The 26,526-nt window shown below is 63.3% G+C and carries 20 protein-coding genes; 15 read left to right on the top strand and 5 right to left on the bottom strand.

The window, feature by feature from the left end; all coding sequences use genetic code 11:
• Positions 1–7: 7 nt before the first annotated feature.
• Both VDQ28_RS19440 and VDQ28_RS19435 read right to left on the bottom strand, forming a co-directional pair.
• Positions 8–2,527 (bottom strand): ABC transporter permease, encoded by a 2,520-nt coding sequence (locus VDQ28_RS19440; protein ID WP_323037504.1) that lies wholly within the window; start codon positions 2,525–2,527, stop codon positions 8–10.
• Positions 2,524–3,237, bottom strand: coding sequence for an ABC transporter ATP-binding protein (locus VDQ28_RS19435; protein WP_323037503.1), 714 nt, complete (start codon positions 3,235–3,237; stop codon positions 2,524–2,526). Before VDQ28_RS19435 ends, VDQ28_RS19440 begins: the two co-directional genes overlap by 4 nt.
• On the opposite strand from VDQ28_RS19435, the gene VDQ28_RS19430 reads away from it, so the two are divergent.
• Positions 3,236–3,952 (top strand): arylesterase, encoded by a 717-nt coding sequence (locus VDQ28_RS19430; protein WP_323037502.1) that lies wholly within the window; start codon positions 3,236–3,238, stop codon positions 3,950–3,952. The genes VDQ28_RS19435 and VDQ28_RS19430 overlap by 2 nt on opposite strands.
• Positions 3,953–4,075: 123 nt before the next feature.
• Here the strand turns inward: VDQ28_RS19430 and VDQ28_RS19425 are convergent, their stop codons facing one another.
• The gene (locus tag VDQ28_RS19425) at positions 4,076–6,112 is read right to left on the bottom strand and encodes an NADH:flavin oxidoreductase (RefSeq protein ID WP_323037501.1); all 2,037 of its coding nucleotides are present in this window, start codon (positions 6,110–6,112) and stop codon (positions 4,076–4,078) included.
• 105 nt (positions 6,113–6,217) lie between these two features.
• Here VDQ28_RS19425 and VDQ28_RS19420 point away from each other — a divergent pair, with 105 nt between their 5' ends.
• The 6 genes from VDQ28_RS19420 to VDQ28_RS19395 all read left to right on the top strand — a co-directional run bounded on the left by VDQ28_RS19420 (position 6,218) and on the right by VDQ28_RS19395 (position 13,266).
• Positions 6,218–7,114: a LysR substrate-binding domain-containing protein gene (locus VDQ28_RS19420; protein WP_323037500.1), complete on the top strand. Its 897-nt coding sequence runs from the start codon at positions 6,218–6,220 to the stop codon at positions 7,112–7,114.
• 100 nt (positions 7,115–7,214) lie between these two features.
• Complete coding sequence (locus tag VDQ28_RS19415; RefSeq protein WP_323037499.1) at positions 7,215–8,756, top strand: trimethylamine methyltransferase family protein; 1,542 nt, start codon at positions 7,215–7,217, stop codon at positions 8,754–8,756.
• A gap of 103 nt (positions 8,757–8,859) precedes the next feature.
• A complete protein-coding gene (locus tag VDQ28_RS19410) occupies positions 8,860–9,477 on the top strand; it encodes a nicotinate-nucleotide adenylyltransferase (protein WP_323037498.1) in 618 nt (205 codons plus the stop codon).
• A gap of 217 nt (positions 9,478–9,694) precedes the next feature.
• Complete coding sequence (gene dacB, locus VDQ28_RS19405; protein WP_323037497.1) at positions 9,695–11,104, top strand: D-alanyl-D-alanine carboxypeptidase/D-alanyl-D-alanine-endopeptidase; 1,410 nt, start codon at positions 9,695–9,697, stop codon at positions 11,102–11,104.
• A gap of 79 nt (positions 11,105–11,183) precedes the next feature.
• On the top strand, positions 11,184–12,626 hold the full coding sequence (locus VDQ28_RS19400) for an OmpA family protein (protein WP_323037496.1): 1,443 nt from the start codon (positions 11,184–11,186) through the stop codon (positions 12,624–12,626).
• Between the two features lie 22 nt (positions 12,627–12,648).
• On the top strand, positions 12,649–13,266 hold the full coding sequence (locus tag VDQ28_RS19395) for an NADH-quinone oxidoreductase subunit E (RefSeq protein ID WP_323037495.1): 618 nt from the start codon (positions 12,649–12,651) through the stop codon (positions 13,264–13,266).
• A gap of 55 nt (positions 13,267–13,321) precedes the next feature.
• On the opposite strand, the gene VDQ28_RS19390 is transcribed toward VDQ28_RS19395, so the two are convergent.
• A complete protein-coding gene (locus tag VDQ28_RS19390; RefSeq protein ID WP_323037494.1) occupies positions 13,322–13,741 on the bottom strand; it encodes a tellurite resistance TerB family protein in 420 nt (139 codons plus the stop codon).
• 117 nt (positions 13,742–13,858) lie between these two features.
• Between VDQ28_RS19390 and VDQ28_RS19385 the strand changes: the two genes are divergently transcribed.
• Positions 13,859–15,448: a lysine--tRNA ligase gene (locus VDQ28_RS19385; protein ID WP_323037493.1), complete on the top strand. Its 1,590-nt coding sequence runs from the start codon at positions 13,859–13,861 to the stop codon at positions 15,446–15,448.
• Between the two features lie 21 nt (positions 15,449–15,469).
• A complete protein-coding gene (locus tag VDQ28_RS19380; protein ID WP_323037492.1) occupies positions 15,470–16,207 on the top strand; it encodes a DUF4336 domain-containing protein in 738 nt (245 codons plus the stop codon).
• Here VDQ28_RS19380 and VDQ28_RS19375 read toward each other — a convergent pair.
• Positions 16,204–16,902 (bottom strand): DUF1194 domain-containing protein, encoded by a 699-nt coding sequence (locus VDQ28_RS19375; protein ID WP_323037491.1) that lies wholly within the window; start codon positions 16,900–16,902, stop codon positions 16,204–16,206. The two genes, VDQ28_RS19380 and VDQ28_RS19375, sit on opposite strands and share 4 nt — an antisense overlap.
• Positions 16,903–17,086: 184 nt before the next feature.
• Here VDQ28_RS19375 and VDQ28_RS19370 point away from each other — a divergent pair, with 184 nt between their 5' ends.
• The 6 genes from VDQ28_RS19370 (at position 17,087) to VDQ28_RS19345 (ending at position 26,507) form a co-directional block, all read left to right on the top strand.
• Positions 17,087–19,378: a glycosyl hydrolase family 28-related protein gene (locus VDQ28_RS19370; RefSeq protein ID WP_323037490.1), complete on the top strand. Its 2,292-nt coding sequence runs from the start codon at positions 17,087–17,089 to the stop codon at positions 19,376–19,378.
• Positions 19,379–19,833: 455 nt separating this feature from the next.
• Entirely contained in the window at positions 19,834–21,795 is a 1,962-nt protein-coding gene (acs, locus tag VDQ28_RS19365; protein WP_323037489.1) for an acetate--CoA ligase, read from the top strand.
• A gap of 16 nt (positions 21,796–21,811) precedes the next feature.
• A complete protein-coding gene (locus VDQ28_RS19360; protein WP_323037488.1) occupies positions 21,812–22,480 on the top strand; it encodes an adenylate kinase in 669 nt (222 codons plus the stop codon).
• A gap of 93 nt (positions 22,481–22,573) precedes the next feature.
• Positions 22,574–22,831 carry a DUF4212 domain-containing protein gene (locus tag VDQ28_RS19355; protein WP_323037487.1) on the top strand — a complete coding sequence of 86 codons (258 nt, stop codon included), beginning with the start codon at positions 22,574–22,576 and terminating at the stop codon, positions 22,829–22,831.
• Between the two features lie 15 nt (positions 22,832–22,846).
• Complete coding sequence (locus VDQ28_RS19350; protein WP_323037486.1) at positions 22,847–24,613, top strand: sodium:solute symporter family protein; 1,767 nt, start codon at positions 22,847–22,849, stop codon at positions 24,611–24,613.
• Positions 24,614–24,683: 70 nt separating this feature from the next.
• Positions 24,684–26,507, top strand: coding sequence for a DUF294 nucleotidyltransferase-like domain-containing protein (locus VDQ28_RS19345; protein WP_416349406.1), 1,824 nt, complete (start codon positions 24,684–24,686; stop codon positions 26,505–26,507).
• Positions 26,508–26,526 lie beyond the last annotated feature (19 nt).

Below are 26,526 nucleotides of genomic sequence, written 5' to 3'. Positions count from 1 at the left end.
TCCCGCATTACTCTTGGGCGCGCAAGATGCCCGCTGGCCGCGCCGACAGGGGGCGAAGGGCAAAAATCAGCCCGGCGATCAGCACGGCAACAACCCCGCCGAGCACGATCAGCAGCGCTGAGACGGGCTCGAACGTGTAGCGCAGATCCATCACTTGCGTCAGGATCGCCCAAGCCGCAAGCGCCCCCGCGCCGATGGCCACCAAGCCCGCCGCAGCGCCCATCAGGGCCGAGCGCAAGGCAAAGCTGGCCAGAATGCGCCCACGCGTCGCGCCAAGGGTTTTCAGCACGGCGGCCTCGAAAATCCGTGCGCGCTCGCCGGCAGCGGCGGCGCCGATCAAGACGACGAAGCCGGTGGCCAGTGTCGCCAGCGCGGCCATCGAGGTGGCGGCGGCCAAGGCACCGAACGCCTCGCTGATGCGCTGCGCCGCCTCGCGGATCGGGATGGCGGTGATGTTGGGGAAGCTCTCGCCCAGATCACGCAAGAGGTGGCCCTCGACGGCCTCGGTGGTGTGGACCGTGGCGATGAAGGTATGCGGTGCGCCCTGGAATGCATTGGGGCTGAAGGTCATCACAAAGCCGATGCCGCCGTTGCGAAAGTCCAGTTCGCGGAAATTGGCGATGGTGCCGGTGATATCGCGGCCCAACACGTTGACGGTGACGGAATCGCCAAGGCTCAGGCCCAGTTCCGCGCCCTCCTCGGCACCAAAGGAAATCAGCGGCGGTCCGTCATAGTTTTCGGGCCACCAGTTCCCTTGGGTCAGGGTCATGCCGCCCTGGTCGGCGGCATAGGTCAGGCCCCGGTCGCCGCGCAGCACCCAATGGTTGCCGTATTCGCTGGCCGGTCGCCCGTTGATCTGGCTGATCACGCCGCGCAATTGGGGGGCGGCGTCGATATCGCCCACGCCCTCGGTGGCGCGCAGTTGCGCGGTGAAGGGGTCAATCTGGTCGGGCTGGATGTCGAGGAAGAAGAAACTGGGCGCCCGGTCGGGCAGTTCCGCCGAGATCGCGTTGCGCAGGTTGGCGTCGATCTGACCGACGGTGGCAAGCACGGTCAGGCCGAGGCCCAGGGACAGCACGACCGCGACCGCCCCTTCGCGCGGGTTGCCGACCGCGCCGAGCGCCAGCCGCAGGGCAGTGCGGCCGCGCAGCATCCGGGCGCGCGACAGACGGCGGGCGAGGGCGCGCAGACCCAAGGCCGCCAGCATCAACAGGCCGAGGGCGGCGGCGATGCCGCCGGCAGTGCCCAGCGCCAGCACCCAAACGCCAGAGAACCAGACCGAGGCCCCGATCAGCCCGGCGAGCGACGCCATCAGCGCCACCAGCGGCAGCGGGCGCGGCCAGGCGCGCGCCTCGGCCCCGATGCCGCGAAACAGGGCGGCGGCGCGGACCTGTTCGACGCGGGCCAGCGGCCAGAGGGTAAACACGAGGGCAGTCAGGACGCCGTAAATCCCGGCCTCGATCAGCGGACGCGGGTAGAGGCCGACGGTCAGCGGCACGGGGATTTGCGACTCGAGAAGGGGGGCGACAAGGATCACCGCGCCAGCCCCCAAGGCAAGACCCGCCGCGACGCCGATCAGCGTCAGGACGCCGATTTGCAGAAAGTAGATCGTGAAGATCGTCCGCCCCTCGGCGCCCAGCGTCTTGAGGGTCGCGATCACCGGGGTCTTGGTATCAAGGAACGCGCGCACGGCCGCCGATACACCGATGCCGCCAACCGCCAGACCGGCCAAACCGACCAGCACGAGGAACGCGCCGATCCGGTCGACAAAGCGCGCGAGACCGGGTTCGGCGCGGGTTGAATTGCGCCAGCGGATGCCCGCGTCATGGAACGTGTCATCGAGTGCAGACCGCAGGCGTTCCAAGGTATCGCCGTCGCGCAGGGTCAGCCGGTACGAGGTGTCAAACAGGGTTCCCGGCCCGATCAGGCCGGACGCTTCAAGCGCCTCGGACGCGACCAGAGTGCGCGGGCCGAAACCGAAGCTGGTGCCGACGGTATCAGGCTCGCGGATGACCGTGGCCATCAGGATGAAATCCTGCGTGCCCAGGCGAAATGTGCTGCCGATCTCAAGGCCAAGACGGTCGATCAGGACGCGGTCCATCGCGGCGCCGGGCAGGCCGCTCTCGCCTGCCAGAATGGTGGGAACCGACAAGGGTGGGTCAAACTCGGCCGCGCCAACAAGCGGCCACTGGGTGTCGATGGCTTTGACCTGCGTGAGGGCGCGGTCGCCGTCCAGGGTGACCGCCATCGAGCGGAAAACGACGACTTCGGCGATGGCGGCGGCTTCGGTGGCCATCCATTCGCGTTCATCGTCGTCGGCAAAGCGATAGGTCATGCGCAATTCGGCGTCACCGCCCAGCAGCACGCGCCCCTCCGAGGCCAACCCGCCCTCGATGGCGGCGCGCACGGTGCCGACAGCGGCAATCGCCCCGACGCCCAAGGTCAGGCACAGCAGGAAAATGCGAAACCCCGCCAAGCCGCCGCGCAATTCGCGCCGGGCCAGACGGGCGGCCAGGCTCAGGCTCATTGCGCGGCCTCGGTCGTTCTGGAAGGCGTGGCCTGGGTTTCGCCTTCGATCTGCCCGTCGCGCAGTTGCACGACGCGGTCGCAGCGGGCCGCGAGCTCGGGCGCATGGGTGACCAGAACCAGCGTCGCCCCATGGCGGTCGCGCAGATCAAACAGCAGGTCCATGATCGCCTGCCCGTTGACGCCGTCGAGGTTTCCGGTGGGCTCATCGGCCAGCAGGATCGCCGGACGGGGGGCGGCGGCGCGGGCCAGCGCGACGCGCTGTTGCTCGCCGCCCGACAGTTGCGCGGGGTAGTGGTGGAGGCGCGGGCCAAGGCCCATCGCGGTCAACTCGGCCTCGGCGCGCTCAAAGGCATCGGCGCGCCCGGCCAGTTCCAACGGAGTCGCCACGTTTTCAAGCGCCGTCATCGTCGGGATCAGGTGAAAGGACTGAAACACCACCCCCATATTGCCGCGCCGGAACCGGGCCAAGGCGTCTTCGTTCATCGTTGTCAGGTCATGGCCAAGCGCCTTGACCTCGCCGCCTGTCGCACGCTCCAACCCGCCCATCAGCATCAGCAACGAGGATTTGCCGGACCCTGACGGCCCGACCAATCCGACCGACTGCCCTTGTTCAACATCCAGCGAGATGCCACGTAAGATATCGACAGGGCCAGCGTTGCCTTGCAAGGTCAGGCGGGCGTCACGCAGCGACAGAACGGGTTCACTCATGCAAACAATCCTTTGGTATGGTTCCAGCCGATATGGGGTCTTTGGGCAGATCGGCAAGCTGAGGGGGCTGATTGCCGCAGTGGTTTTTACGGTGTTGGCCGGGTTTTCCGTCGCGCAGGCCGAAACTTTGCGCATCTCGGCCTTAGGCGATTCGCTGACCCAAGGCTATGGTCTGTCGCCGGAACAGGGATTGGTGCCGCAATTGCAGGCGTGGTTGACGGCGCGGGGGCATGACGTGGAGATCCTGAACGCGGGTGTCAGCGGCGACACCACGGCGGGCGGATTGTCGCGGCTGGACTGGACGCTGGCCGACAGCCCCGATGCGATGATCGTGGCGCTGGGCGGGAATGATCTGCTGCGCGGCATCGATCCGGCGCTGAGCCGCGCCAATCTGGCGGGGATCCTGGAGCGATTGGCGGCGGAGGGTATTCCGGCCTTGTTGGTGGGGCTGCCCGCACCCGGGAATTACGGACCGGAGTATCAGGCGGAATTTGCGGCGCTGTATCCGGATTTGGCGCAGCGGTTTGGCGTGTTGCTGGTGCCTGACATGCTGGCGCCTTTGGGGGCGCGGATTGCCGAGGGCGCGGCCCCGGGCACGGTGTTTCAGAGCGATATGATCCACCCCAATGCACAGGGTGTTGGTCTGGTCGTCGAGGGGCTTGGTCCGCAGGTCGAGGCGCTGATCGGTCAGGCGCGGGCGACCGAGGGAACCTGAAGGGCGCGGCGCATTTCGGGGTCGGGTGACCCCTCAACGCGCCGGTGGGGCCAGCCCCACACCCGGTCGAAGGGGTTTTCCACCCCTTCGAAAACCCCGACACCGCGCGTTGTGGCGGCGTGATCAGTGGATTGCCATGAGGCGCAAGGCGTCGAGGATTGCCGCATGGGTGTTGCGTGACGCGACCGCATCACCGATCCGCCAGAGCTGGAATGCGCCGTCCGGGTTTGTCGCCAGGGTCTGCGGCCGCTGGGCGATGAGCGCCTCGTGATCCAGCGCGCCGAGGTTTCGCGACATCGGCTTGAGGTCGAAATAAAGATCCTCCATTGGCCGCGTGCCGTGGTTGACGACGATCTGATCGACCTGTCGTTCGCGGGTCAGGTCACTGTAATCCGTGCCGATCACCGCGCGCAGGAGGTTGCCATCCCTGTATGCGGATTTCAGACGCCAAGTCACGGTAAAGGTGACATCTTTCTCCTGTAGCGCGCGCATGTAGGGGGTGAGGTTCATGGCCATGACCTCGGGCGCGAAGCTGCGATCGGGGGTCATGATTTCGACGGTCGCCCCGGTATTTGCGATCAGTTCGGCGGCCTGCATCCCTGCGTGGTCCCCGGCGTCATCATAGACCAGCACATGGGTGCCGGGTTTCACGTCGCCCGACAGGATATCCCAGGTCGACACGACCAGATCGTTGCCCGCATCGAGAACGTCGGTATAGGGCAGGCCGCCAGTGGCCACGATGACGATATCGGGCGTTTCCGCGATGATATCACGGGCCTCGGCGAGCGTGTTGAACCGAAAATTAACCCCCATGCGCGAACATTCCGCCATGCGCCAGTCAATGATACCCATCATTTCCTTCTTGCGATGGCTCTGGGCCGTCAGCCGGATCTGGCCGCCGGGTTGGTCGGCGGCCTCGAACACCAGCACGTCATGGCCACGGGATGCGGCGACGCGGGCGGCCTCGAGCCCGCCGGGGCCGGTGCCGATGATCACCACGCGCTTTTTCTGCGCCGCGGGCTCGATGTCGTGCGGCAAGGTTTCTTCGCGCCCCGAGGCCGCGTTATGGATGCAAAACGCCAAGCCGCCCTGATAAATCCGGTCCAGGCAGTAGTTTGCGCCGACACAGGGCCGGATGCGATCCTCGGTGCCGCTGATGATCTTGCGCAGCAGATGCGGCTCGGTCAGATGCGCGCGGGTCATGCCGATCATATCGACTTTGCCAGCCGCAATCGCGTGGCGCGCGGTGGCCACATCCGGTACCCGTGCGGCGTGAAAGATGGGAATGTCGACGGCGTCGCGCACGCCACCCGCACAATCCAGATGCGGGGCCGAGGGCATGCCTTGAATGGGAATGACGTCGGTCAGGGCGGCATCGGTTTCGATATGCCCGCGGATGATGTTGAGGAAGTCGACCATGCCCGATTGCTTGAAGCGACGCCCGATTTCGATCCCATCGGCGGCGTCGACACCGCCGGGCAGACGTTCGTCGGCGACGTAGCGCATTCCCAGGATGAACTCCTCCCCGACGCGTTCGCGGCAGGCCTTGAGGACCGCCAGCGGGAAGGCCATCCGGTTGTCAAGCGTGCCGCCCCAGGGAGCCTCGAGATGGTTGGTGAGGGGCGAGACGAATTGGTCCATCAAATGGCCGTAACACTCGAATTCCACGCCATCCATGCCGCCCGCCTTCATCCGCTCGGCGGCATCGGCAAAGTCCTTGATGACGCGCTCGATGTCCCACTCCTCCATCTTCTTGGTGAAGGCGCGGTGCGCGGGTTCGCGTTCATGGCTTGGCGACAAGACGGGCAACCAGTCGCCTTTGTCCCAGCGCGTGCGGCGGCCCAGATGGGTGATCTGGATCATGATCGCGGCGCCAGCCTCGTGGACGGCGTCGGTCATCTCGCGAACCCACGGCACAACCTCGTCCTGCCAGGCAAGGATGTTGTTGAACACCGGCGGGCTGTCGCGCGAGACGCTGGCGGACCCGGCGGTCATGGTCAGGGCCACACCGCCCTTGGCGCGCTCCACATGATAGGCGCGATACCGGCCCTTGGGCATCCCGTCTTCTGGATACGCCGGTTCATGCGCCGACACGAAAATGCGATTTTTCAGCGTCAGGTGCTTGAGTTGAAAAGGTTGCAACAGAGGATCAGTCGACATGGCACTTCCGTTTGTTTTGCCGCCAGACTGGACCGGATAGGGGCCTTTTCACAAGCCGAATTTTGGGCCAGATTGGCATGAGTGCTGTTTATGGGGGGAGCGAACATGGCGGGCTTTCGGGGGGCGGTATCGTCATTGAGCGCCTTGGCGACATTCGAGGCCGCCGCGCGGCTGGTCGGCTTCACGCGCGCCGCGGAAGAATTGGGGGTCACGCAGGCAGCGGTGTCGCGCCAGATCAAGCTGTTGGAGACAGAGTTGAACACGCCCCTGTTCATTCGCGGGCATCGCAAGGTCGAACTGACGCCCGCCGGGCTGATGCTGGCACGCGCGCTGACCGGCGCGTTCGATCAAGTGGCCGAGGCGATCGATATTTTGCGTCACCCCGCCGCGGCGAACACCGTTACCTTCGGGGCGACATTGGGGTTCATGCACTTTTGGCTGCTGCCGCGCCTGCCTGCGTTCCGCGCCGCGCATCCCGAGGTGCAATTGCGGCTGGTGTCGCAAGATTCGGGCTTTGATATGCGCCGCGACCCCATTGATGTGTTGATCCATTACGGCAAGGTGCCCATTGATGGCACACGGTGTCTGGCGCGCTTGCCGGACGTGGTTTTCCCGGTCGCGTCGCCCCGACTGGCCGGGTTGGATCGTCCGTTGGATCAGTTGCCGTTGATCGGTTGCGAGTGGCTTGAACCCTCGTGGCTGAGTTGGCGGCGCTGGGCGCAGCTCGCCGGGCATCCGCCGCTGCAAAAGGCAAATTCCCTGCGATTCTCGCAATATACCGACGCGATTTATGCCGCGGTCGGCGGTGAAGGTGTGGCGCTGGGCTGGCGCTCGCTGATTGCGCCGCATTTGCAAGACGGGCGGTTGGTGCGGCTGGGAAACGAGCAGGTCACACCCGAGGAATCGCACAACCTTTTGGTGCCGACGACGCGCACGCAAGGACGCGGTGCGCGCAAACTGACCGCGTGGCTGGAGGAGGCGTTCGCCGCACAGCAAGCATAAGGTCAGATCATTCAAAGGCGCTGATTTTCTGTGCGTTACAAAGGGACTATTGCCGCCTAGAGTTGGCCTTGAGTGCACGAATTTTGCAAAGGCTGACCTTATGACCGTAGTTGAAACCACGCGCGCACGCTCCGGCCGTGCGGCGCGCCGGGCTGAGCGAGCCGTACCGCGCAGTGTTGGAGCGGCGCCCTATATTGTGCGCGGTATCCCGCCGTATGATGTGCTGGGCGAGGAAAGCCTGTTGCGCATCGAACAGGCCGCTGACCGCATTCTCGCCGAGACGGGCATTGATTTTCGTGATGATGACGAGGCGATTGCCCTGTGGAAAAAGGCGGGTGCGCAGGTTGACGGGATTCGCGTGCGGTTCGAGCCCGGGATGCTGCGTGAGATCCTGAAAACGGCACCGGCTGAATTCACGCAATACGCCCGCAACCCGGCCAACTCGGTGCGGGTCGGCGGCAAGAACGTGATCTTTGCCCCGGCCTATGGTTCGCCGTTCGTGATGGATCTGGACAAGGGGCGTCGGTTCGGAACGATTGCGGATTTCATCAATTTCGTGAAGCTGGGGCAGTCGAGCCCGTGGTTGCATCACTCGGGCGGGACGATTTGCGAGCCGACGGATATCGCGGTGAACAAGCGACATCTGGATATGGTCTACGCGCATATCAAATACTCGGATCGCGGTTTTCTGGGGTCGGTGACATCCCCCGAACGCGCCGAGGAATCCATCGAGATGGCGCGGATCTTGTTCGGACATGGGTTTGCCGACCAGAATTGCGTGATCATGGGCAATTTCAACGTCAATTCGCCGCTGGTCTGGGATGGCACGATGACCAAGGGGATGCGCGCCTATGCCAAGGCGGGGCAGGCCGTGGTGTTGGTGCCGTTCATCCTGGGCGGCGCAATGGGGCCGGTGACCACGGCGGGCGGCATTGCGCAATCGCTGGCGGAAACCATGGCGGGCTGTGCGCTGATCCAGCTGGAGCGGCCGGGTGCGCCGGTGGTGTTCGGGAACTTCCTGTCGTCGATGTCGCTGCGGTCCGGGTCGCCGACCTTCGGCACGCCGGAACCGGCGATCGGGTCGATGGTGATCGGGCAGTTGGCGCGGCGGTTGAACTTGCCGCTGCGGTGCTCGGGCAATTTCACCAACTCGAAACTGCCCGACGCGCAGGCGATGATGGAAGGCACCATGTCGATGCTGGCGGCCGTGCAATGCGGGGCTAATTATATCCTGCATTCGGCCGGGTTTCTCGATGGTTTGCTGTCGATGTCGTACGAAAAATTCGTGCTGGACACGGATTTATGCGGCGCGATGCACGCTTATTTGAAAGGCGTCGAGGTGGATGACAACGCGCTGGCCGTCGAGGCCTTTGCCGAGGTCGGGCCGGGCAATCATTTCTTTGGCTGCCAACACACCTTGGCCAATTACGAGACTGCGTTCTGGGACAGTGATCTGTCGGACAACGAGCCTTATGAAAAATGGCAGGCGGCCGGGGAGGAGGATTCGGCGTCGCGGGCGAATCGCCTGTGGAAAAAACGGCTTGCCGAGTATCAAGCGCCGCCGCTGGACCCGGGGCTTGATGAGGCGTTGCTGGCATATATGGAACAGCGCAAGGCGGCGGTTGCCGATCAATGGTATTGAGAGCGGCGGTGCGATCCGGGTGATTTTGCTGCGGGCATAATCGCCCCTTGGCCCGCGCCGATTTCCGGGGCATGGTCTGCCCGCCATGATTTTGGGGGGCAGAATGGGCAAGCCATGGGCAGTGCCGGGGCAGGTGATCGGCCTCTTTGGAGGGTCGTTCGATCCCCCGCATCGCGGCCATGTTCATGTCAGCAAAGAGGCCCTGAAGCGGCTGGGGCTGGATCAACTCTGGTGGCTGGTCAGTCCGGGCAACCCGTTGAAAGCAAACCCTCCGGCCCCGCTGGAGCAGCGCATGGCGGCGGCGCGCACGCTGATGCAGCACCCCCGCGTGCGGATCACCGGGCTTGAGGCGCAATTCGGCACCCGCACCACGATTGACACGCTGACCGCCTTGCGCAAGGCCTATCCGCTGGTGCGGTTTGTCTGGGTGATGGGCGCCGACAATATGGCGGAATTTCACCGGTGGGAACGGTGGACCGACATCATGGCGCAGGTTCCCGTCGCGGTTTTCGCGCGACCGGGGCAACGTCTGCCGGCGCTGACATCGCGCGCGGCACGGCAGTTTTCGGCGGCGCGGATTGGCCAGCAGCAAGCCCACCGTCTTGGCACCCGCGACGCGCCGGCATGGGCCTATATCGACATACCGATGCGCGCCGAGTCCTCGACCGCGATCCGTGCCCGGCGACAGGGCAAACACGCCGCCCCGCAACTGCCCGATTGATGCCGTCATTTTACCCCTTTAAGGGTTAATATTTGTTGTAAGATGGACTGCGGGCACTCATTCAGCCCCTCACTTTTGGTAAGATTAAGGTTTTGGAATGCTGACGGACCGTCCTGTTTTGAGCCGTCGACGTGTGCTTGCGGGTCTGCTCGCGACAGTGGCGACCCCAACGGTTGCACGCGCTCCGACGCGATCGCTGGTTCCCCCACCGCGCCCCGTGACCACGCCAACCGGGCGGGCCGTACAAGCGGCGACCCCTCAGCGCCCGTTGGTGGGTCTGGCTGATGTCCTGACGCGATCCGGCCTGAGCGGCGAGACGGCGCTGATCGCCATGGACGCGGAAACCGGCGAGGTGATCGAAGAACACCGCGCCAATCTGATGTTGCCCCCGGCCAGCACGGCCAAAGCGGTTACGGCCCTCTATGCCCTGCAAACGCTTGGGCCCGAGCATCGTTTTGTGACCCGCGTTCTGGCGCAGGGCGGCGCGATCGAGGGCGGCACCTTGCGCGGCGATCTGATCTTGCGCGGTGGGGGCGATCCGGTGCTGCAAACCTCTGACCTGGCGCAGCTGGCCAACCGCTTGATCGAAGCCGGGTTGCGGCGCATCGAGGGGCGGTTCCTGGTTGATGCCTCGGCGCTGCCGACCATCGAACAGATTGACCAGACCCAACCCGTTCAGGCGGGCTATAACCCGGCGGTGTCGGGCTTGAACCTCAATTTCAACCGCGTGCATTTCGCATGGGAAGTCGAGGGCGGACGGGCGACTGTCTCGATGGATGCGCGGTCCAATCAGGAAATCCCCAGCGTGTCGGCCATCGAAATCCGGGCGGTCTCGCGGGAAATGCCGGTCTACACGCATGAGTTGCGCCCGCAGACCGAACGCTGGACCGTCGCCAGCAGTGCGCTGCGGTCCTCGGGCTCGCGTTGGCTGCCGGTGCGCCGCCCGGCGGAATACGCCGGCGATGTTCTGCGCGCCTTGCTGTTGGCGCGCGGGTGCCGGTTGCCAGAGCCCGTGGTCGCGCAACCCTCGCAGGGGGGCACGATCCTGGCCGAGCATCACTCGGCCTCTTTGTCGCGCATCTTGCAGGAAATGTTGCAGTATTCGACCAATCTGACCGCCGAAACCGTTGGGCTTGCGGCGACCGTTCACAACGGCCACCGGGTGCGCGCGCTTGAGCCATCCGCCGCGCGGATGAATGACTGGGCGGCGGCGGAACACGGGGTGCGCGGCATGGGGTTTGTCGATCATTCCGGGCTGGGCGACGGTTCGCGCGTGTCGCCTCGTGCGATGGCCACCTATATGCGCAGCGCATGGCGGCAAGGCACGCTGCCGGGTCTGTTGCGCGATCACCCGATGCGCGACGCGCAGGGGCAGCAAATCCGCAACCATCCGATGTCCGTTCAGGCCAAAACCGGCACGCTGAATTTCGTCTCGGCGCTGACGGGCTACGCCGCGCCGCGCGATGGGCGCACGATCGTGTTCTCGATCATCAGCGCTGACTTGCCTCGGCGTCGGGCCATTCGCGAGGATACCAGCGAACGCCCTGCCGGAACCCGGGCCTGGAACGGGCGTGCGCGGCGACTGCAACAAGAGCTGATCGAGCGCTGGGGCCACGCGCAAGGCTGATGGCCGAAGCCGCGGGCAACGTTGCGTTTCGACCCTGTTCTGTTAATCATATCCCAATGTTGCAAGAAGGGGGTTCGCCATGCGTTTTGGCGTCGGTTTGGCAGTTCTGGGCGTCGGTGTCATCGGTCTGGGATGGTGGGCGCGGGTCGAATACGCGACGCATATGCAAGAGACGCTTCAGCTTTCGGCGCAGGCGGTCGTGGCGGAATCGGTGCATGGTGTCGAAGCCCGCGTCGAGGGCCGCGACATCCATATAACGGGCCTGGCGAACGGTGCCGCGGAACGCAATGCGCTTGTCGCGGCGCTCAACGAGATTCGCGGACGACGGGTTGTGACCGAGGATCTCGAGGTGCTTCCCTCGGTTGATCCCTTTGAAATGACAGCGATTTGGTTGGATGGCCGGTTGCAAACGCAGGGGTATGCCCCGACCCGTGCGGGGCAGGCCGCGCTGGCGGAACTGGGCGCCGAGGGGCTGACCCTGGCGGCGGGTGCCCCGGATGGGCAATGGGTTTCGGCGGTCTCGACGGCGATCACCGTGCTGCGCCAGTTGCAAGAAGGCCAGTTGGCCGTCGCCAACCGCCGCATGTCGATGAGCGGCGTCGCCCGCACCCCGGACGAGGGTGAAGCCGTCCGCGCCGCACTGGATGGATTGCCGGCGGGCTATCAGGCCGATCTGGGGTTGTCCTATCTCGATGACGGAACGCCGGCGTCCTATTCGCTGGGCTATTCCGCCGCCGAGGGCGGCTGGGTCGAGGGCAAATTGCCTCCGGGGCTTGAGGCCGCCGCGCTCGCCGAGGCGCTGGGATTGCGCGAGATCGAAGACACCGCCACGCAGGGGATTCTTGGTGACACCGGGCAAGTTCCGGCGGCGTTGAGCGCCTTGGCACCGTGGATGGCCGAGTTCGAGACACTTGATATCGCGGTTTCGCCCGACGGGACGGAGATTCAAGCCGGGTTCGGCGCGGGGGCTGATCTCGATCTGCTGCGGTCTGCGCTCGAGGCGGATTTGGCGGGCGCGGCGACGCTGACGGTTCTGAGCGTGACCTCGGAGCGGCGGGACGGCGCAGAGCGGGTGAATGCCGCAACCGGGCAAACCGAAGTTTTGCGCGGTGGCTTTTGGCTGCCCATGCCGGAGTTTGCGCCGAGTTCCGAGACCTGTGTCGCGGAAACGGACGCCGTTCTGGCCCGCAACCACATCGGCTTTGTCACCGGCTCGGCGCGGCTGGATGCGCGCGCCCGGAGCGCCGTGAATGCCTTGGCGTCGGTGCTGGGCGTCTGTCTGCGCGACGCAGACTTGCAGGCGGAAATCGGCGGACACACCGACAGCACCGGCAGTGACGAGGCCAATCTGGCGCTGAGCCTTGCGCGTGCCGAGGCGGTGCGGGTGGCGTTGGTGGCGCGGGGCGTGCCAGAGGCGGCGTTGCGTGCCGCGGGTTATGGTGCGACGCAACCGATTGCCGACAATGAAACAGAGGACGGCCGCGCGGCCAACCGACGCACGGCGGTGCGTTGGGTCGAGTAACATAAAGGTAGGAGGACGCAGTATGTTCCGGGGTTGGGGATTTCTTCTAGGCGAAATCTGGGTGCTCATCGCGCTGGCAGCGTTGTTGGGTCTGTTCATCGGCTGGATGCTCTGGGGGCGGCGCGGTGGCGTGGTGGCGGCATCCGGCGATACTGGCGAGGCGGCCCGGTTGCGCCGCGAGTTGGAAGCCAGTCGAACCCAGGCGCGCGATTGTGCACAGCGTGTCAAGGGGTTGGAGGCAGAGCTGGCGGCGGTGGCGGCGGCACCGGTGGCGGCACCCGTGGCGGCACCCGTGGCGGCGGTCGAGCCAGAGCCAGTGGTTGTGCCCGAGCCGGTGGTTGCGCCCGCGCCAGAGGCCGCGCCGATTGCCGAAATTGACCCGGCAGAGGTCGGCACCAAGCCGAGCACGCTGGACGCGGCGCGCGGCGGTCAGCCGGATGATCTGAAGCGGATCAAGGGGATCGGGCCAAAGCTGGAAACCCTGTGCAATCGGTTGGGGTTTTGGCATTTTGACCAGATCGCCGCTTGGACCGACGCGGAAATTGCCTGGGTCGATGCCAATCTGGAGTCGTTCAAGGGGCGGGTCACGCGTGACGACTGGGTGGCACAGGCCAAGGTGCTGGCAGCAAAAGCCAAGTGACGGCACTCAAGGCGGCACCGCAAACGGGGCGTCCTGGTGCCTCGTTTTGCCGTTTTCAGTGCATGAAACGCGCCCGCGCGCCGCGCTCGATCGCGGCGGCATGCAGACGGTCGATGTTCAACTCGAACCGTATCTCTTCCAGCAAGCGCAGCTCGCTTTGCGTCAGCGTGCCATCCGACGCGGCGATATCGCAGGCCAGGACATAGGCGGTTTCGACCAGCCGTTCGGGCAGTGCGTCGCGGATCAGGCCGAACAGCGCATCGAGGCCATCCTCGTCTTCCAGCAGGTCGAACACGGTCTGCGAAATGACCTTGATGCGGTCCGGGTCGAAACCCGCGAATATCGGCAGATGATCGACGATCTGCTCGATGGCCACCAATTCCGCGGTCCGGATCGCGGAATCCGCCACCGAGACTGTGATCATCAGTGCGACGAGGCTATCTTGCGGTGAAAGCGAGGGCGTGGCGTCATCCATGAGGGTCTGTGTCCTTTGTTGCAGGGGCAGAATATTGACGAGGGGCGGAGCGGGCAATAGGAAGCCTGAGTTATACCGCGTGGGCGCGGTTTGCCCACCTTTAAGAAAGTACGAGACATGACTTCTCTGCGTGACGCTGCGATGACCTCCAAAGCCTGGCCCTTTGAAGAAGCCCGCCGTTTGCTCAAACGCTTCGAGAAGGGCGGGCCGGAGAAGGGCTTTGTCTTGTTCGAGACCGGCTATGGCCCCTCGGGTCTGCCGCATATCGGCACCTTTGGCGAGGTCGCGCGCACCACGATGATCCGCCGCGCGTTTCAGGAAATCAGCGACATCCCGACGCGGCTGATCTGTTTCTCGGATGACATGGACGGGATGCGCAAGGTGCCCGACAACGTGCCCAATCGCGAAATGCTGCTGGAGAACCTGCAACGCCCGCTGACCTCGGTGCCCGATCCGTTCGGGGAATTCGACAGTTTCGGCGACCACAACAACGCGATGCTACGGCGGTTTCTGGACACGTTCGGCTTTGAGTATGAATTCATCAGCGCGACCGAGTATTACAAGTCCGGCCAATTCGACACCGTGCTGCTGCGCGCGGCGGAACGCTATGACGAGATCATGGCGGTGATGTTGAAATCGCTGCGCGAGGAGCGCCAGCAAAGCTATTCGTGCTTCCTGCCGATTCACCCGGATACGGGCCGTGTGCTCTATGTGCCGATCAAGGAGGTGAACGCCAAGGACGGCACGATCACCTTCGACGATGAGGACGGCAAGGAGTGGACGCTGCCGGTCACCGGCGGGCAGGTGAAGCTGCAATGGAAGCCCGACTTCGGCGCGCGCTGGGCTGCGCTGGATGTTGATTTTGAGATGTATGGCAAGGATCACAGCACGAATACGCCGATCTATGATCGCATTTGTGAAATTCTGGGGGGCCGCAAGCCCGAGCATTTCACCTACGAATTGTTCCTCGATGAAAACGGCGAGAAGATCTCGAAGTCGAAGGGCAATGGTCTGACAATTGACGAATGGCTGACCTATGCCAGCACCGAGAGCCTGTCGTATTTCATGTATCTCAAGCCGAAAACCGCCAAGCGGATGCATTTCGATGTGATCCCCAAGGCGGTGGATGAGTACCACCAGCAGCTGCGCGCGTTCCCGGATCAAACGCCCGAGCAGCAACTGGCGAACCCGGTCTGGCATATCCACGGCGGCAATCCGCCCGAGTCAAAAATGGTGGTGCCGTTTGCGATGTTGCTGAACCTGGCGTCGGTGGCGGGTGCCAAGGACAAGTCCGGCCTGTGGGGCTTCATCAAACGCTATGCGCCCGATGCCGCGCCCGAAACCCATGCCGATCTGGATCAGGCGGCGGAATTCGCCGTGCGCTATTTCCGCGACTTTGTGGCCCCCAAGCGGGTGTTCCGCCTGCCCGATGCGCAAGAGCGCGCGGCGATGGAGGATCTGGTGGCGCGTCTCAAGGCGTGGGATGGTGGGCTGGACGGTGACGCGTTGCAGTCGATGGTGTTCTCGGTCGGCAAGGACCATGATTTCGAGAACCTGCGCAACTGGTTCAAGGCGCTCTACGAGGTCTTGTTGGGTGCGTCCGAGGGCCCCCGGTTTGGCGGGTTCATCGCGCTCTATGGTTTGACCGAATCGGTGGCGCTGATCGAGAAAGGGTTGAACGGCGACTTGGTGACTCAAGGCGCCTGAGTGCCGAAAACGGAGGCGGCGATGACCCGAACCACCGGTTACGAGCCTCTGTTCACCCTCAAGCCCGTCGCGCCCGAGATCTGGGTCGTCGACGGGCCGATCCTCAAATTCTACGGCCTCCCGTTCCCGACGCGCATGGTGGTGGTGCGGCTGACGGATGGGGGGCTGTGGCTGCATTCCCCGATCCAGATGGATGATGGGTTGCTGCAAGCGTTGGCCGCTCTTGGTCCGGTGCAGCATCTGATGGCGCCGAACTGGATTCATTACGCCTTTGTCCCCGACTGGCAGCGCGCGTTTCCAAAGGCGCAGACCTGGGCCGCGCCGGGCGTGCAAGAGCGCGCCGGATCGCGTGGCTTGGCGTTGCGCGTTGATCACCAGATCACCGACCATGCGCCAGACGCCTGGGCCGGGCAGGTGGATCAATTGGTGGTGCCCGGCAGCCCGGTACACCGCGAGGCGGTATTCTTTCACCGGGCCAGCAAGACCCTGATCCTGACCGACCTGATCGAGAATTTCGAGGCCGCGAACCTGCCTGTCTGGCTGATCCCGCTGGCGTGGGCGGCGGGGACCCTCGACCCGGACGGCAAAGCGCCGATCGACATGCGCCAGACCTTTCGCAAGGGGCGCGAGGCGGCGCGGGGGGCGATTGAAACCATGTTGTCGTGGGAGCCAGAGCGCCTGATCATGGCGCATGGCCGCTGGTATGAAACCGGCGCAATGGCCGAGTTGAACCGCGCGTTTCGCTGGGTCTTGCGCTAGCCCGCGTCGGGCAGCGACAGCGCGCCCAACAACGGCTGCGCCAGTTCTCGGATCAGCTTGCGGCGAAAGGCTTCGGCAAAGCGGTCATGCGTCGGGGTGAATTCGGCGAAGGCGCCGAAGCCATGCAGAACATTCTCCTCGAACCAGTGCAGCACCTGCGATTCGTGCTCGCCAATCACCAGCGCATTGACCACGACGTCGCCGAAATCGGTGGTATCGTACACCCGGCGCGGCTCTGGGCCGTCATTGACCTGCCCGTCGCCCGCCATGTCCAGCGTATGCCAGTCGCAATCGGGCATGTCGGCCAGCAAGTTGCGGCCATAAAGCAGGGCGCTGCCGACGGCCGTCAGGCCCGAGTGTTGTCGTTGATGGGTCAGGACCTGCTGCGCGACGCGGTCAATGGCGGCCGCGCTGTCAAGAATCGTCCAACCGACAATCAGGGTCTGTTGGTGTTGCCCCGCCCATTCAAACAGGCTTATGGCCACGGGTTCCGGGCTGTTCAGGATCAGCGCGCGCACCTCGTGATCAAAGAGCGCCGCGACGATGGCGTCGTTTTGAAAGCGGTAATCCACCGCATCGACCGAGCGCGACACGTCAAAGCCCATCGCCAGCGCCAGACGGCAGGCCAGCGCCGACGCGGGCATCAGCACCAAGCCTGCAATCATGCCGACCATCAAAGAGAAATGCGCGAACATGGCGGTATCCTGACACATCGGCAGAGCGCTGTCTTGTGCCTGCAGGACCCAAACGCCGCCTGCCGAGGCGGGCGCAACGCACGGTGCCCTCAACCGCAATTAAACCCGGCTTGATACCTCAAGGGCGTGACAGTCGCAGTGCGCGATTTGCGTCTCTTTTGGGTTTTCAAGACAGGGGTCTGACATGAACAAGGCAGTGACCGAAGGGCTAATCCTGATGCCGCCGCCCTTTGCCGACGGTTTGAACGTTTGGTCAAGCGGCAACGGAACGCCAGGATCGGCCACCTATGACGGGGCGGCCAACGCGGCCTTTGTGCCCTCGGATCCCGATTTCGGGGGGTGTTTGGAGCTTCTCAAGACCTCGACCACGCAAAAATTGCGCTGGATGGGGCAATCGCCGATTCTGCCGGGCTGCTATTTGCGGGTCACGGCCAAGGTCAAGGCGGTCAGCGGCGCGTTGCCGACTGTTCAGATCGCGGGCTTCGCGGCCACTGCCGGCAATGCGGCGGTGTCGGGCGTAACGGTGTCCGGCCCGGCGGTTACGCTGACCACATACGGCGAGACCGTCGAGATCAGTGCAATCATCGGCACCAGCAACAAGGGCGGCGTCGATCTGAACTGGTCCGGGGTCCATCACGGATTCCTGGGGCTGGACCTGACCGGGCCGAACGGCGGCGTGGTGCGGATTGACGATATCGCCATCGAGGATGTCACCAGTTTCTGGCTGCGCGACATGATGGATTGGGTCGATGTGCGCGACTATGGCGCGGTCGGCAATGGGGTTGCCGATGACTATGCGGCCTTTGCCGATGCGGCCAGCGCGGCTTTGTCTTCGGGCCGGGCGTTGCTGGTGCCCGAGGGGGTGTTTTACATCGGACAGACCCTGACCCTGGAGATCCCGGTGCGGTTTCAGGGGCGTCTGGCGATGCCGGATGCCGCGCGTCTGCAACTGACGCAGAATTACGACTTTACCTCGTATTATGCGGCCTTCAAAAGCGAGGGCTTGGCGCTGCGCAAAGGTTTGCAGGCGCTGTTCCACTATACCGACCACGACACGTTCGACCTGTGCGGGCGCCGTATCATTCTGGATGCACCGATTGATGTTGCCAGCCTGACCGGGTTGACCTCGTATGCCATTCGGCGCGTCCTGCGCAATGGTCTGATCGAGATCAACGAGGGTACACCGTGGGATACGACCACCGTAACCTCGTGGGGGACCTATTCCAGCGCTCAGGCGACCACGCTGACCGGTGTCGGCAACGTGGCCAATATCCAGGTTGGCGCGCGGGTGTCGGGCACCGGCGTTGGCCGTGAAGTCTACGTCAAGGCGCGCAATATCTCGGCGCAGACCGTGACCTTGAGCCAGGCGTTGTACGGGGCGGCGGGCGCGCAAGTCTACACGTTCTCGCGGTTCCAGTATGTTCTGGACTTCTCGGGCTTTGATTATTTCGAGCGTTTCGAGCTGGACGGGATCGAGTTCCAGTGCAAGGGCGGGGCCAGCGCGGTGAACATGGCGACCGGCGGGCAGATTTTCACGGTGCGCGACTGCACGTTCAACCGACCCAAGGACAAGGCGATCACCTCGATTGGCTGGGCCTGTCAGGGGATGTTGATCGACAATTGCATGTTCATCTCGTCCGAGATGCCTTTGTCATCGCAAAGCCGGACCTCGATTGCGATCAACTCGAACGCCAACGACGTGAAGCTGCGTGACAACGTGGTGGTGCGCTTTGCCAGTTTCGCGGTGATGGCGTCGGGGTATCACCTGATTCAAGGCAACCACTTCTACCAAGGCGACAGCGAGCAAAACGCGGTCCGCACGCCGGGCATCGTGCTGACGTATCAAAACGCGATGACGCAGATCAGCGGCAACTATGTCGATAACTGTTTTATCGAACTGACCAACGAACACGACGCGACGCCCGCCTGGAACAACGAATTCAGTTTCGGCGGCATCAGCATCACCAACAACGTGTTCCTGGTGTCGAACGTGATCTCCAGCTTCCGCTTCGTTGTGGTCAAGCCCTATGGGCCAGGGCACTTTCTGTCGGGGATGACGGTGACCGGCAACACATTCCGCACGGTGAACGCCAGCGTCAACCGGGCCGAGGGCGTCGATACCACCCACGCCGATCTGAACTATGGCAGCTTTCGAAATGTGGTGTGGCAGCACAACACGTTCAACGGGATCAACACGCAGTGCGAAAGCCCGCTGGTGTTGCGCCACAACCAGACGACCGCGGCAACCAATTGGACCATCGGCACGGGCGGCAGGTTGCCGTTCAACGGCATGGCCCGCACGGTAACCGGTCTGGTGATGGAAGGTCAGGCGAACGGGCCAAGCAACGAGGTTCGAACCTCGATGCCCTATGTGAACGTCCAGCAGGGCAACAACAACGACCAGATCCGCCTGACATGGCCCAGCACGACGCGCGGCCGCGCGGTGGTCACGGTGCGGGTGGATTACCCGCTGTAACCAATCAGATTGCCGAAATCAGTGCCCTTGGGGGCGGTGCGGAAACGCGCCGCCCTTTTTCTTGTGGCGGCCCATAAAGTGATTCGGTTTTCGCCCCGAATCAGCGCTGCGCGCGTCGCGGCGGGGCGCCCGCGCTCTCGGGCTTTGATCTGCGGGGTGTGGTTGGTTTCAAGGGCGTGGCTTGACAATTCCGGGTGATTGGCGGTCTTTTGCCGAAGCGTTGACTTTTCCGTGACCGGCAGTTGGCTGAAAAACATGGCGGAATTGTGTCTGACGTTTACTCGATTGACTGATAGATCAAGAATTCAGTGAAGCAATTTACAAGAAATTCGTTGATTGAAAAAGAGTTACCACAAAATTGACCGATGCGCTAAAGTGGTTCCAACGGAGGAGAGCAGGACGGATGCGTGGCTTAGGTGCCAACGCGCGGCCTGCGGTAAGCTGGAGGAGCTTTCATGTCAGATCAGGCTCAATCGCGGACATATCCCGCATCTGCGGATTTCGTCGCTCAGGCACATGTCGATGCTGCGACCTATGAGACGATGTATGCAGACTCGATTTCGAACCCTGAGTCGTTCTGGTCCAAGCACGGTCAGCGCATCGACTGGATAAAGCCGTTCACCAAAGTCAAGAACACCTCGTTCGAGTTCGGCAAGGTTGACATCAAATGGTATGAAGACGGCGAATTGAACGTCTCGGCCAATTGCATCGACCGTCATCTGGCGACGCGCGGCGATCAGACGGCGATCATCTTCGAGCCCGACAGCCCCGATGAGCCCGCGCAGCACATCACCTACAAGGAGCTGCACACTCAGGTCAGCAAGATGGCCAACGTGTACAAGAAGCTGGGTGTGGGCAAAGGCGACCGCGTTGTCCTGTACATGCCGATGATCCCCGAGGCGGCCTATGCGATGCTGGCCTGCGCGCGGATCGGCGCGATTCATTCGATCGTGTTTGCCGGGTTCTCGCCCGATGCGCTGGGCGCGCGGGTCAATGGCTGCGACGCCAAACTGGTGGTGACGGCCGACCACGCCCCGCGCGGTGGCAAGGCGACCAAGCTGAAGGACAACGTGAACCAAGCGCTGCTGCACGAGACGCGCGATGTGAAATGCCTGGTGGTCAAGCGCACCGGCAATCAGATCGCGTGGCGCTCGGGCCTTGATTTCTGGTGGCACGAAGAGGCCGAGACCGTGGATGCGGTGTGCGAGCCGGTTGCGGTCAACGCCGAGGATCCGCTGTTCATTCTTTATACCTCCGGCTCGACGGGTCAGCCCAAGGGCGTTGTGCATACGACGGGCGGATATCTGGTTTATGCGTCGATGACGCATGAGATGACCTTTGATTACCATGACGGCGATGTCTACTGGTGCACCGCGGATGTGGGCTGGGTCACCGGTCACAGCTATATCGTCTATGGGCCGCTGGCGAATGGCGCGACCACGCTGATGTTCGAGGGCGTGCCGACCTATCCCGATGCGGGCCGGTTCTGGGCGGTCTGCGAAAAGCACAAGGTCAACCAGTTCTATACCGCGCCAACCGCGATCCGCGCGTTGATGGGTCAAGGCCCTGAGTTCGTGACGAAATACGACCTGAGCTGCCTCAAGGTTCTGGGCACGGTCGGCGAGCCGATCAACCCCGAGGCGTGGAACTGGTACAATGACGTGGTCGGCAAGGGCAAATGCCCGATTGTTGACACCTGGTGGCAAACCGAGACCGGCGGGCATCTGATGACGCCGCTGCCGGGCGCGCATGCGACCAAGCCGGGTGCGGCGATGAAGCCGTTCTTTGGCATCAAGCCGGTGGTTCTGGACCCGACGGCGGGCACGATCATCGAGGGCAATGGTGTCGAGGGTGTTCTGTGCATCGCCGACAGCTGGCCGGGCCAGATGCGCACCATCTGGGAGGACCACGAGCGGTTCCAGCAGACCTATTTTGGCGACTACAAAGGCTTTTACTTCACCGGCGACGGTTGCCGCCGCGACGCGGATGGCGACTACTGGATCACCGGGCGCGTGGACGACGTGATCAACGTCTCGGGCCACCGGATGGGCACCGCCGAGGTTGAAAGCGCGTTGGTCGCCCATTCCAAGGTCGCTGAGGCCGCGGTGGTCGGCTACCCGCATCCGATCAAGGGGCAGGGCATCTATTGCTATGTCACGCTGATGAACGGCGAGGAACCCTCGGAAGAATTGCGCAAGGAGTTGCGGAACTGGGTCCGCACCGAGATCGGCCCGATTGCCTCGCCCGATCTGCTGCAATGGGCGCCGGGCCTGCCGAAAACCCGCTCGGGCAAGATCATGCGCCGGATCCTGCGCAAGATCGCCGAGAATGATTTTGGCGCGCTGGGCGATACCTCGACTTTGGCCGATCCGTCGGTGGTTGACGATCTGATTGCCAACCGGATGAACAAGGGCTGACCGCATGACCAACCACATGACTCATCCGACCGTTCTGATCTTGCTGGGCCCTCCGGGGGCCGGCAAGGGCACGCAGGCCCGGATGCTCGAAGAAAAGTTCGGGCTGGTGCAATTGTCGACCGGCGATCTGCTGCGCGCCGCCGTGGCGGCTGGCACCAAGGCGGGCAAAGCCGCAAAGGCGGTTATGGAAGCGGGTGAACTGGTCTCGGATGCGATCGTTCTGGCGATCCTCAAGGATCGCTTGACCGAGCCCGACACCGCCAAGGGCGTGATCCTTGACGGGTTCCCGCGCACGCCGGGTCAGGCCGAGGCGCTGGATGCCTTGCTGGCCGAGCAAGACCTGAAAATCAGCGCCGCGGTCTCCATCGAGGTGGATGATGCGGCCATGGTCGAGCGGGTCTCGGGGCGCTACACCTGCGGGTCCTGTGGCGAAGGGTATCACGACAGTTTCAAGCAGCCGGTGAACGCCGGAACCTGCGACAAATGCGGAAGTACGGAGTTCAAGCGCCGTGCTGACGATAACGCCGAAACCGTGGGGGCCAGACTGACGGCGTACCACGCGCAAACGGCACCGCTGATTGCGTATTACGAGACCCGCGGAGTTCTGCGCACGGTCGATGGCATGTCCGCCATTGAGACCATCGCCGCCGATCTCGATGCGGTTGTGACGCAGGTATCAGCCTGATCAATTGCGTTGTCCGCGGGGCGAGGTGATTGAACAACAAGACGCGGGCATCCCGGGCGGGGTGCCGGCAGTGGGGAAAACGGGAGGACTACCATGTCTGACAAATCAGCGACCGCCTATTGGTCCGCGAATATCCGGCTCATCACCATTTGCCTGGTGATCTGGGCCCTTGCTTCATTCGGTTTCGGCATTCTTCTTCGTCCGATGCTTTCGGGCATCGCAATCGGCGGCACCGACCTCGGCTTCTGGTTCGCGCAGCAAGGCTCGATCCTGGTGTTCTTGGTCCTGATCTTCTTTTATGCCGCGCGCATGAACAAGATCGACCGCGAATTCGGCGTTGACGAGCAATAAGGGATCAGGGGACAGATGGATCAATTCACACTCAATCTGATCGTGGTGGGCGCGTCGTTCGCTCTCTACATCGGTATCGCGATTTGGGCCCGTGCAGGCTCAACATCAGAATTCTATGCCGCCAACCGTGGGGTGCACCCCGTTCTGAACGGGATGGCGACCGCCGCGGACTGGATGTCGGCCGCGTCGTTCATCTCGATGGCCGGTATCATCGCCTTCGTTGGCTATGACAACTCGACCTATCTGATGGGGTGGACCGGCGGCTATGTGCTGTTGGCACTGCTGTTGGCGCCATACCTGCGCAAATTCGGCCGTTTCACGGTTCCGGACTTTATCGGTGACCGGTTCTATAGCCAAACCGCGCGCATTGTGGCCGTTGTCTGCTTGCTGACCATCTCGATCACCTATGTGATTGGCCAGATGGCGGGTGCCGGCGTTGCGTTCTCGCGCTTCCTCGAAGTCAGCAGCTCGACCGGCCTGTGGATCGCCTCGGGAATCGTGTTTGTCTATGCGGTTCTTGGCGGCATGAAGGGCATCACCTACACGCAGGTTGCGCAGTATTGCGTGCTGATCGTGGCCTATACCATCCCGGCGATCTTCATCTCGCTGAACCTGACCGGCAGCTTCCTGCCGCAAATCGGCCTGTTCAGCAATGACGCGTCGGGTATGCCGCTGTTGGCAAATCTTGATGGTCTGCTGACCGATCTGGGCTTCCGCACCTACACCGAGCATCACTCGAACACCCTCGATATGGTTCTGTTTACCCTGTCGCTGATGATCGGTACGGCGGGTCTGCCACACGTCATCATCCGCTTCTTCACCGTGCCGAAAGTGTCGGATGCGCGTGCGTCGGCGGGTTGGGCATTGGTGTTTATCGCACTGCTCTACACGGTTGCTCCGGCGGTTGGTGCGATGGCGCGCATGAACATCATCACCACGATCTACCCGAACGGGATTGATCAGCCGTCGCTTGCCTATGATGCGCGGCCTGACTGGATGCACAACTGGGAGCACACCGGTCTCCTTGGGTTCGAGGACCTGAACGGCGACGGCCTGATCCAGTACTACAACCCCTCCGACGCTTTTGCCGCTACGGCAGCAGAGCGTGGCTGGAACGGCAACGAAGTCGTCAACTTCAACCGCGATATTCTGGTTCTTGCGAACCCTGAAATCGCGCAACTGCCGGGTTGGGTGATCGCGTTGATCGCGGCCGGTGGTCTGGCAGCGGCGCTGTCGACGGCGGCAGGTCTGTTGCTGGCCATCTCGTCGGCGGTCTCGCATGACCTGATCAAGTCGGTGATCAATCCGAACATCTCGGAAAAGGGTGAAATGCTGGCGGCGCGTCTGTCGATGGCCGTGGCGATCCTGGTCGCGACGATCCTCGGGCTCAACCCTCCGGGCTTTGCGGCGCAGGTCGTGGCGATTGCCTTCGGTCTGGCAGCAGCATCGCTGTTCCCGACCATCATGATGGGCATCTTCTCGAAGACCATGAACTCGACCGGTGCGGTCGCGGGTATGCTCGTCGGTTTGATCGTCGAAGCGGTCTACATCTTCACCTATGTGGGCTGGTTCTTCATCCCCGGCACCAACATGCTGGAGAACAACGCGGCAAACTGGCTGTTCGGCATCTCGCCGGCCTCGTTTGGCTCGGTTGCGGCGGTCCTGAACTTCCTGGTGGCCTACATCGTTCTGGCGATGACCAAGCCCGCTCCGAAAGAGATCCAGGAACTGGTGGAATCGATCCGCGTGCCACGCGGTGCCGGTGGCGCCCAGGCGCACTGAGCCACGGCTTTATCACAAAGAGGGGCGCTGCCCGCGCCCCTCTACCCCAAGTCAAGTACGCAGGTGTATGATGGATCCGCAGATCGAAACGTTGATCGCTTTCCTGGAAACGGTACACCCGTATGACAGCCTGCCTCAGGATGAATTGGCGCAAGTCGCCGGTTTTTTCAGCCGCAGGGACTATCCCGCCGACACGGAAATCTATGCCACCGGCGAGCCGTTGGACGGCATCTATCTGATCGAGCGCGGCACGGTCGAGATTTCGGATATCAACGGCGTTGTCGTGTCGATCCTCGGGCCGCGCAACACGTTTGGCGAACGGGGCTTGCTGCGTGACGGGCTGGCCGTGACCACGGCGCGCACCACCGAGGCCTCTGTCGTGTTGCTTCTGCCCGAGGATGAGTTGCACCGCCTGATGGCGCGCTTTGCGGCATTCGAGCGGCTGTTCAACCGATCCCGCCCGTCTGAAACGCGGACCAACGACCTGAGCACGCTGAAAGTGTCGGACCTGATGGCACGCAAGCCGATCACGGTGACGCCCGACGCCAGCATCACCGATGCGGCGAAACTGATGCGCGACAACCGCATTTCCAGCCTTGCGGTGACCGTCGATGGCACCTTGCTCGGGATCCTCACCACCCGTGACCTTGCGTTCCGCGTGCTGGCCGAGGGTCTGAGCGGCGATACCGCCGTCAGCACGGTGATGACGGTTGATCCCCTTGCGCTAAGCCCGGACTCTCTGGGCTCTGACATTCTTCACACGATGTTGGAGCGGCGGATCGGCCATATTCCGGTGGTTTTCGACGGCAAGCTCAAAGGCATCGTCACCCAGACTGACCTCACACGGTTTCAGGCCGTCAGCTCGGCGCAATTGGTACGCGATGCGGCGGTGTCGAATTCGGCCGAGGAAATGGCCAAAGTCACCGCCCGCATTCCGAAACTCCTGCAACAACTGGTGACCTCGAACAACGCGCATGAGGTGGTGACACGACTGATCACCGATGTCGCCGACACGGTGACGCGTCGCCTGCTGAAACTGGCCGAGGCCAAATTGGGGGAACCGCCGGTGCCCTATCTGTGGCTGGCCTGTGGATCGCAGGGGCGCCAGGAGCAAACCGGCGTCTCGGATCAGGACAATTGCCTGATCCTGGACGACTCCGTCACGCCCGACGACATGCCATATTTCAAGGCGCTCGCCAAATTCGTCTCGGATGGGTTGGACAAGGCCGGTTATTTCTATTGCCCCGGCGACATGATGGCCACGGCCGATCGCTGGTGCCAGCCCGTCAGCATTTGGCGGCGCTATTTTCAGAACTGGGTCGCCTCGCCCAGTCACGAGGCGCAAATGCTGGCCTCGGTGATGTTCGATCTGCGGCCGATCGGCGGACAAACCCGGCTGTTTCGCGACCTGCAGGCGGAAACGCTGGCCAATGCCTCGAAAAACTCGATTTTCGTCGCGCATATGATCTCGAATTCGCTCAAGCATCAGCCACCGCTGGGCTTGTTGCGCGGCTTCAGCACCATCCGCTCGGGCGAGTACAAGAACCACATCGACATGAAGCTCAACGGTGTGGTGCCGATTGCGGATCTGGCCCGCATCTATGCGTTGCAGGGCAGGTTGACCGAGGTCAATACCCGCGCCCGCATCCTTGCGGCTGAATACGCGGGTGTGGTGTCGGTGTCGGGTGCCCGAGACTTGATCGAGGCCTATGACCTGATCGCGCGGCTGCGCCTCGAAGGGCAGGCGGCCTTGGTCAAATCGGGTCGCAAACCGGACAACTTCCTGGCGCCGTCAGATTTGTCCGATTTCGAGCGTAGCCATTTGCGCGACGCTTTCGTTGTCGTGCGCACCATGCAATCGGCCCTCGGGCAACGCGCGGGTGCGTTGGGGTGACCACGCCCCACAGCCTGAG

It is taken from the genome of Pararhodobacter sp. (assembly GCF_034676545.1).
In the GTDB taxonomy this organism is placed as follows: Bacteria; Pseudomonadota; Alphaproteobacteria; order Rhodobacterales; family Rhodobacteraceae; genus Pararhodobacter.
The sequence above is the reverse complement of the archived record's forward strand: the minus strand, read 5'-3'. Positions and strand labels throughout refer to the sequence as shown.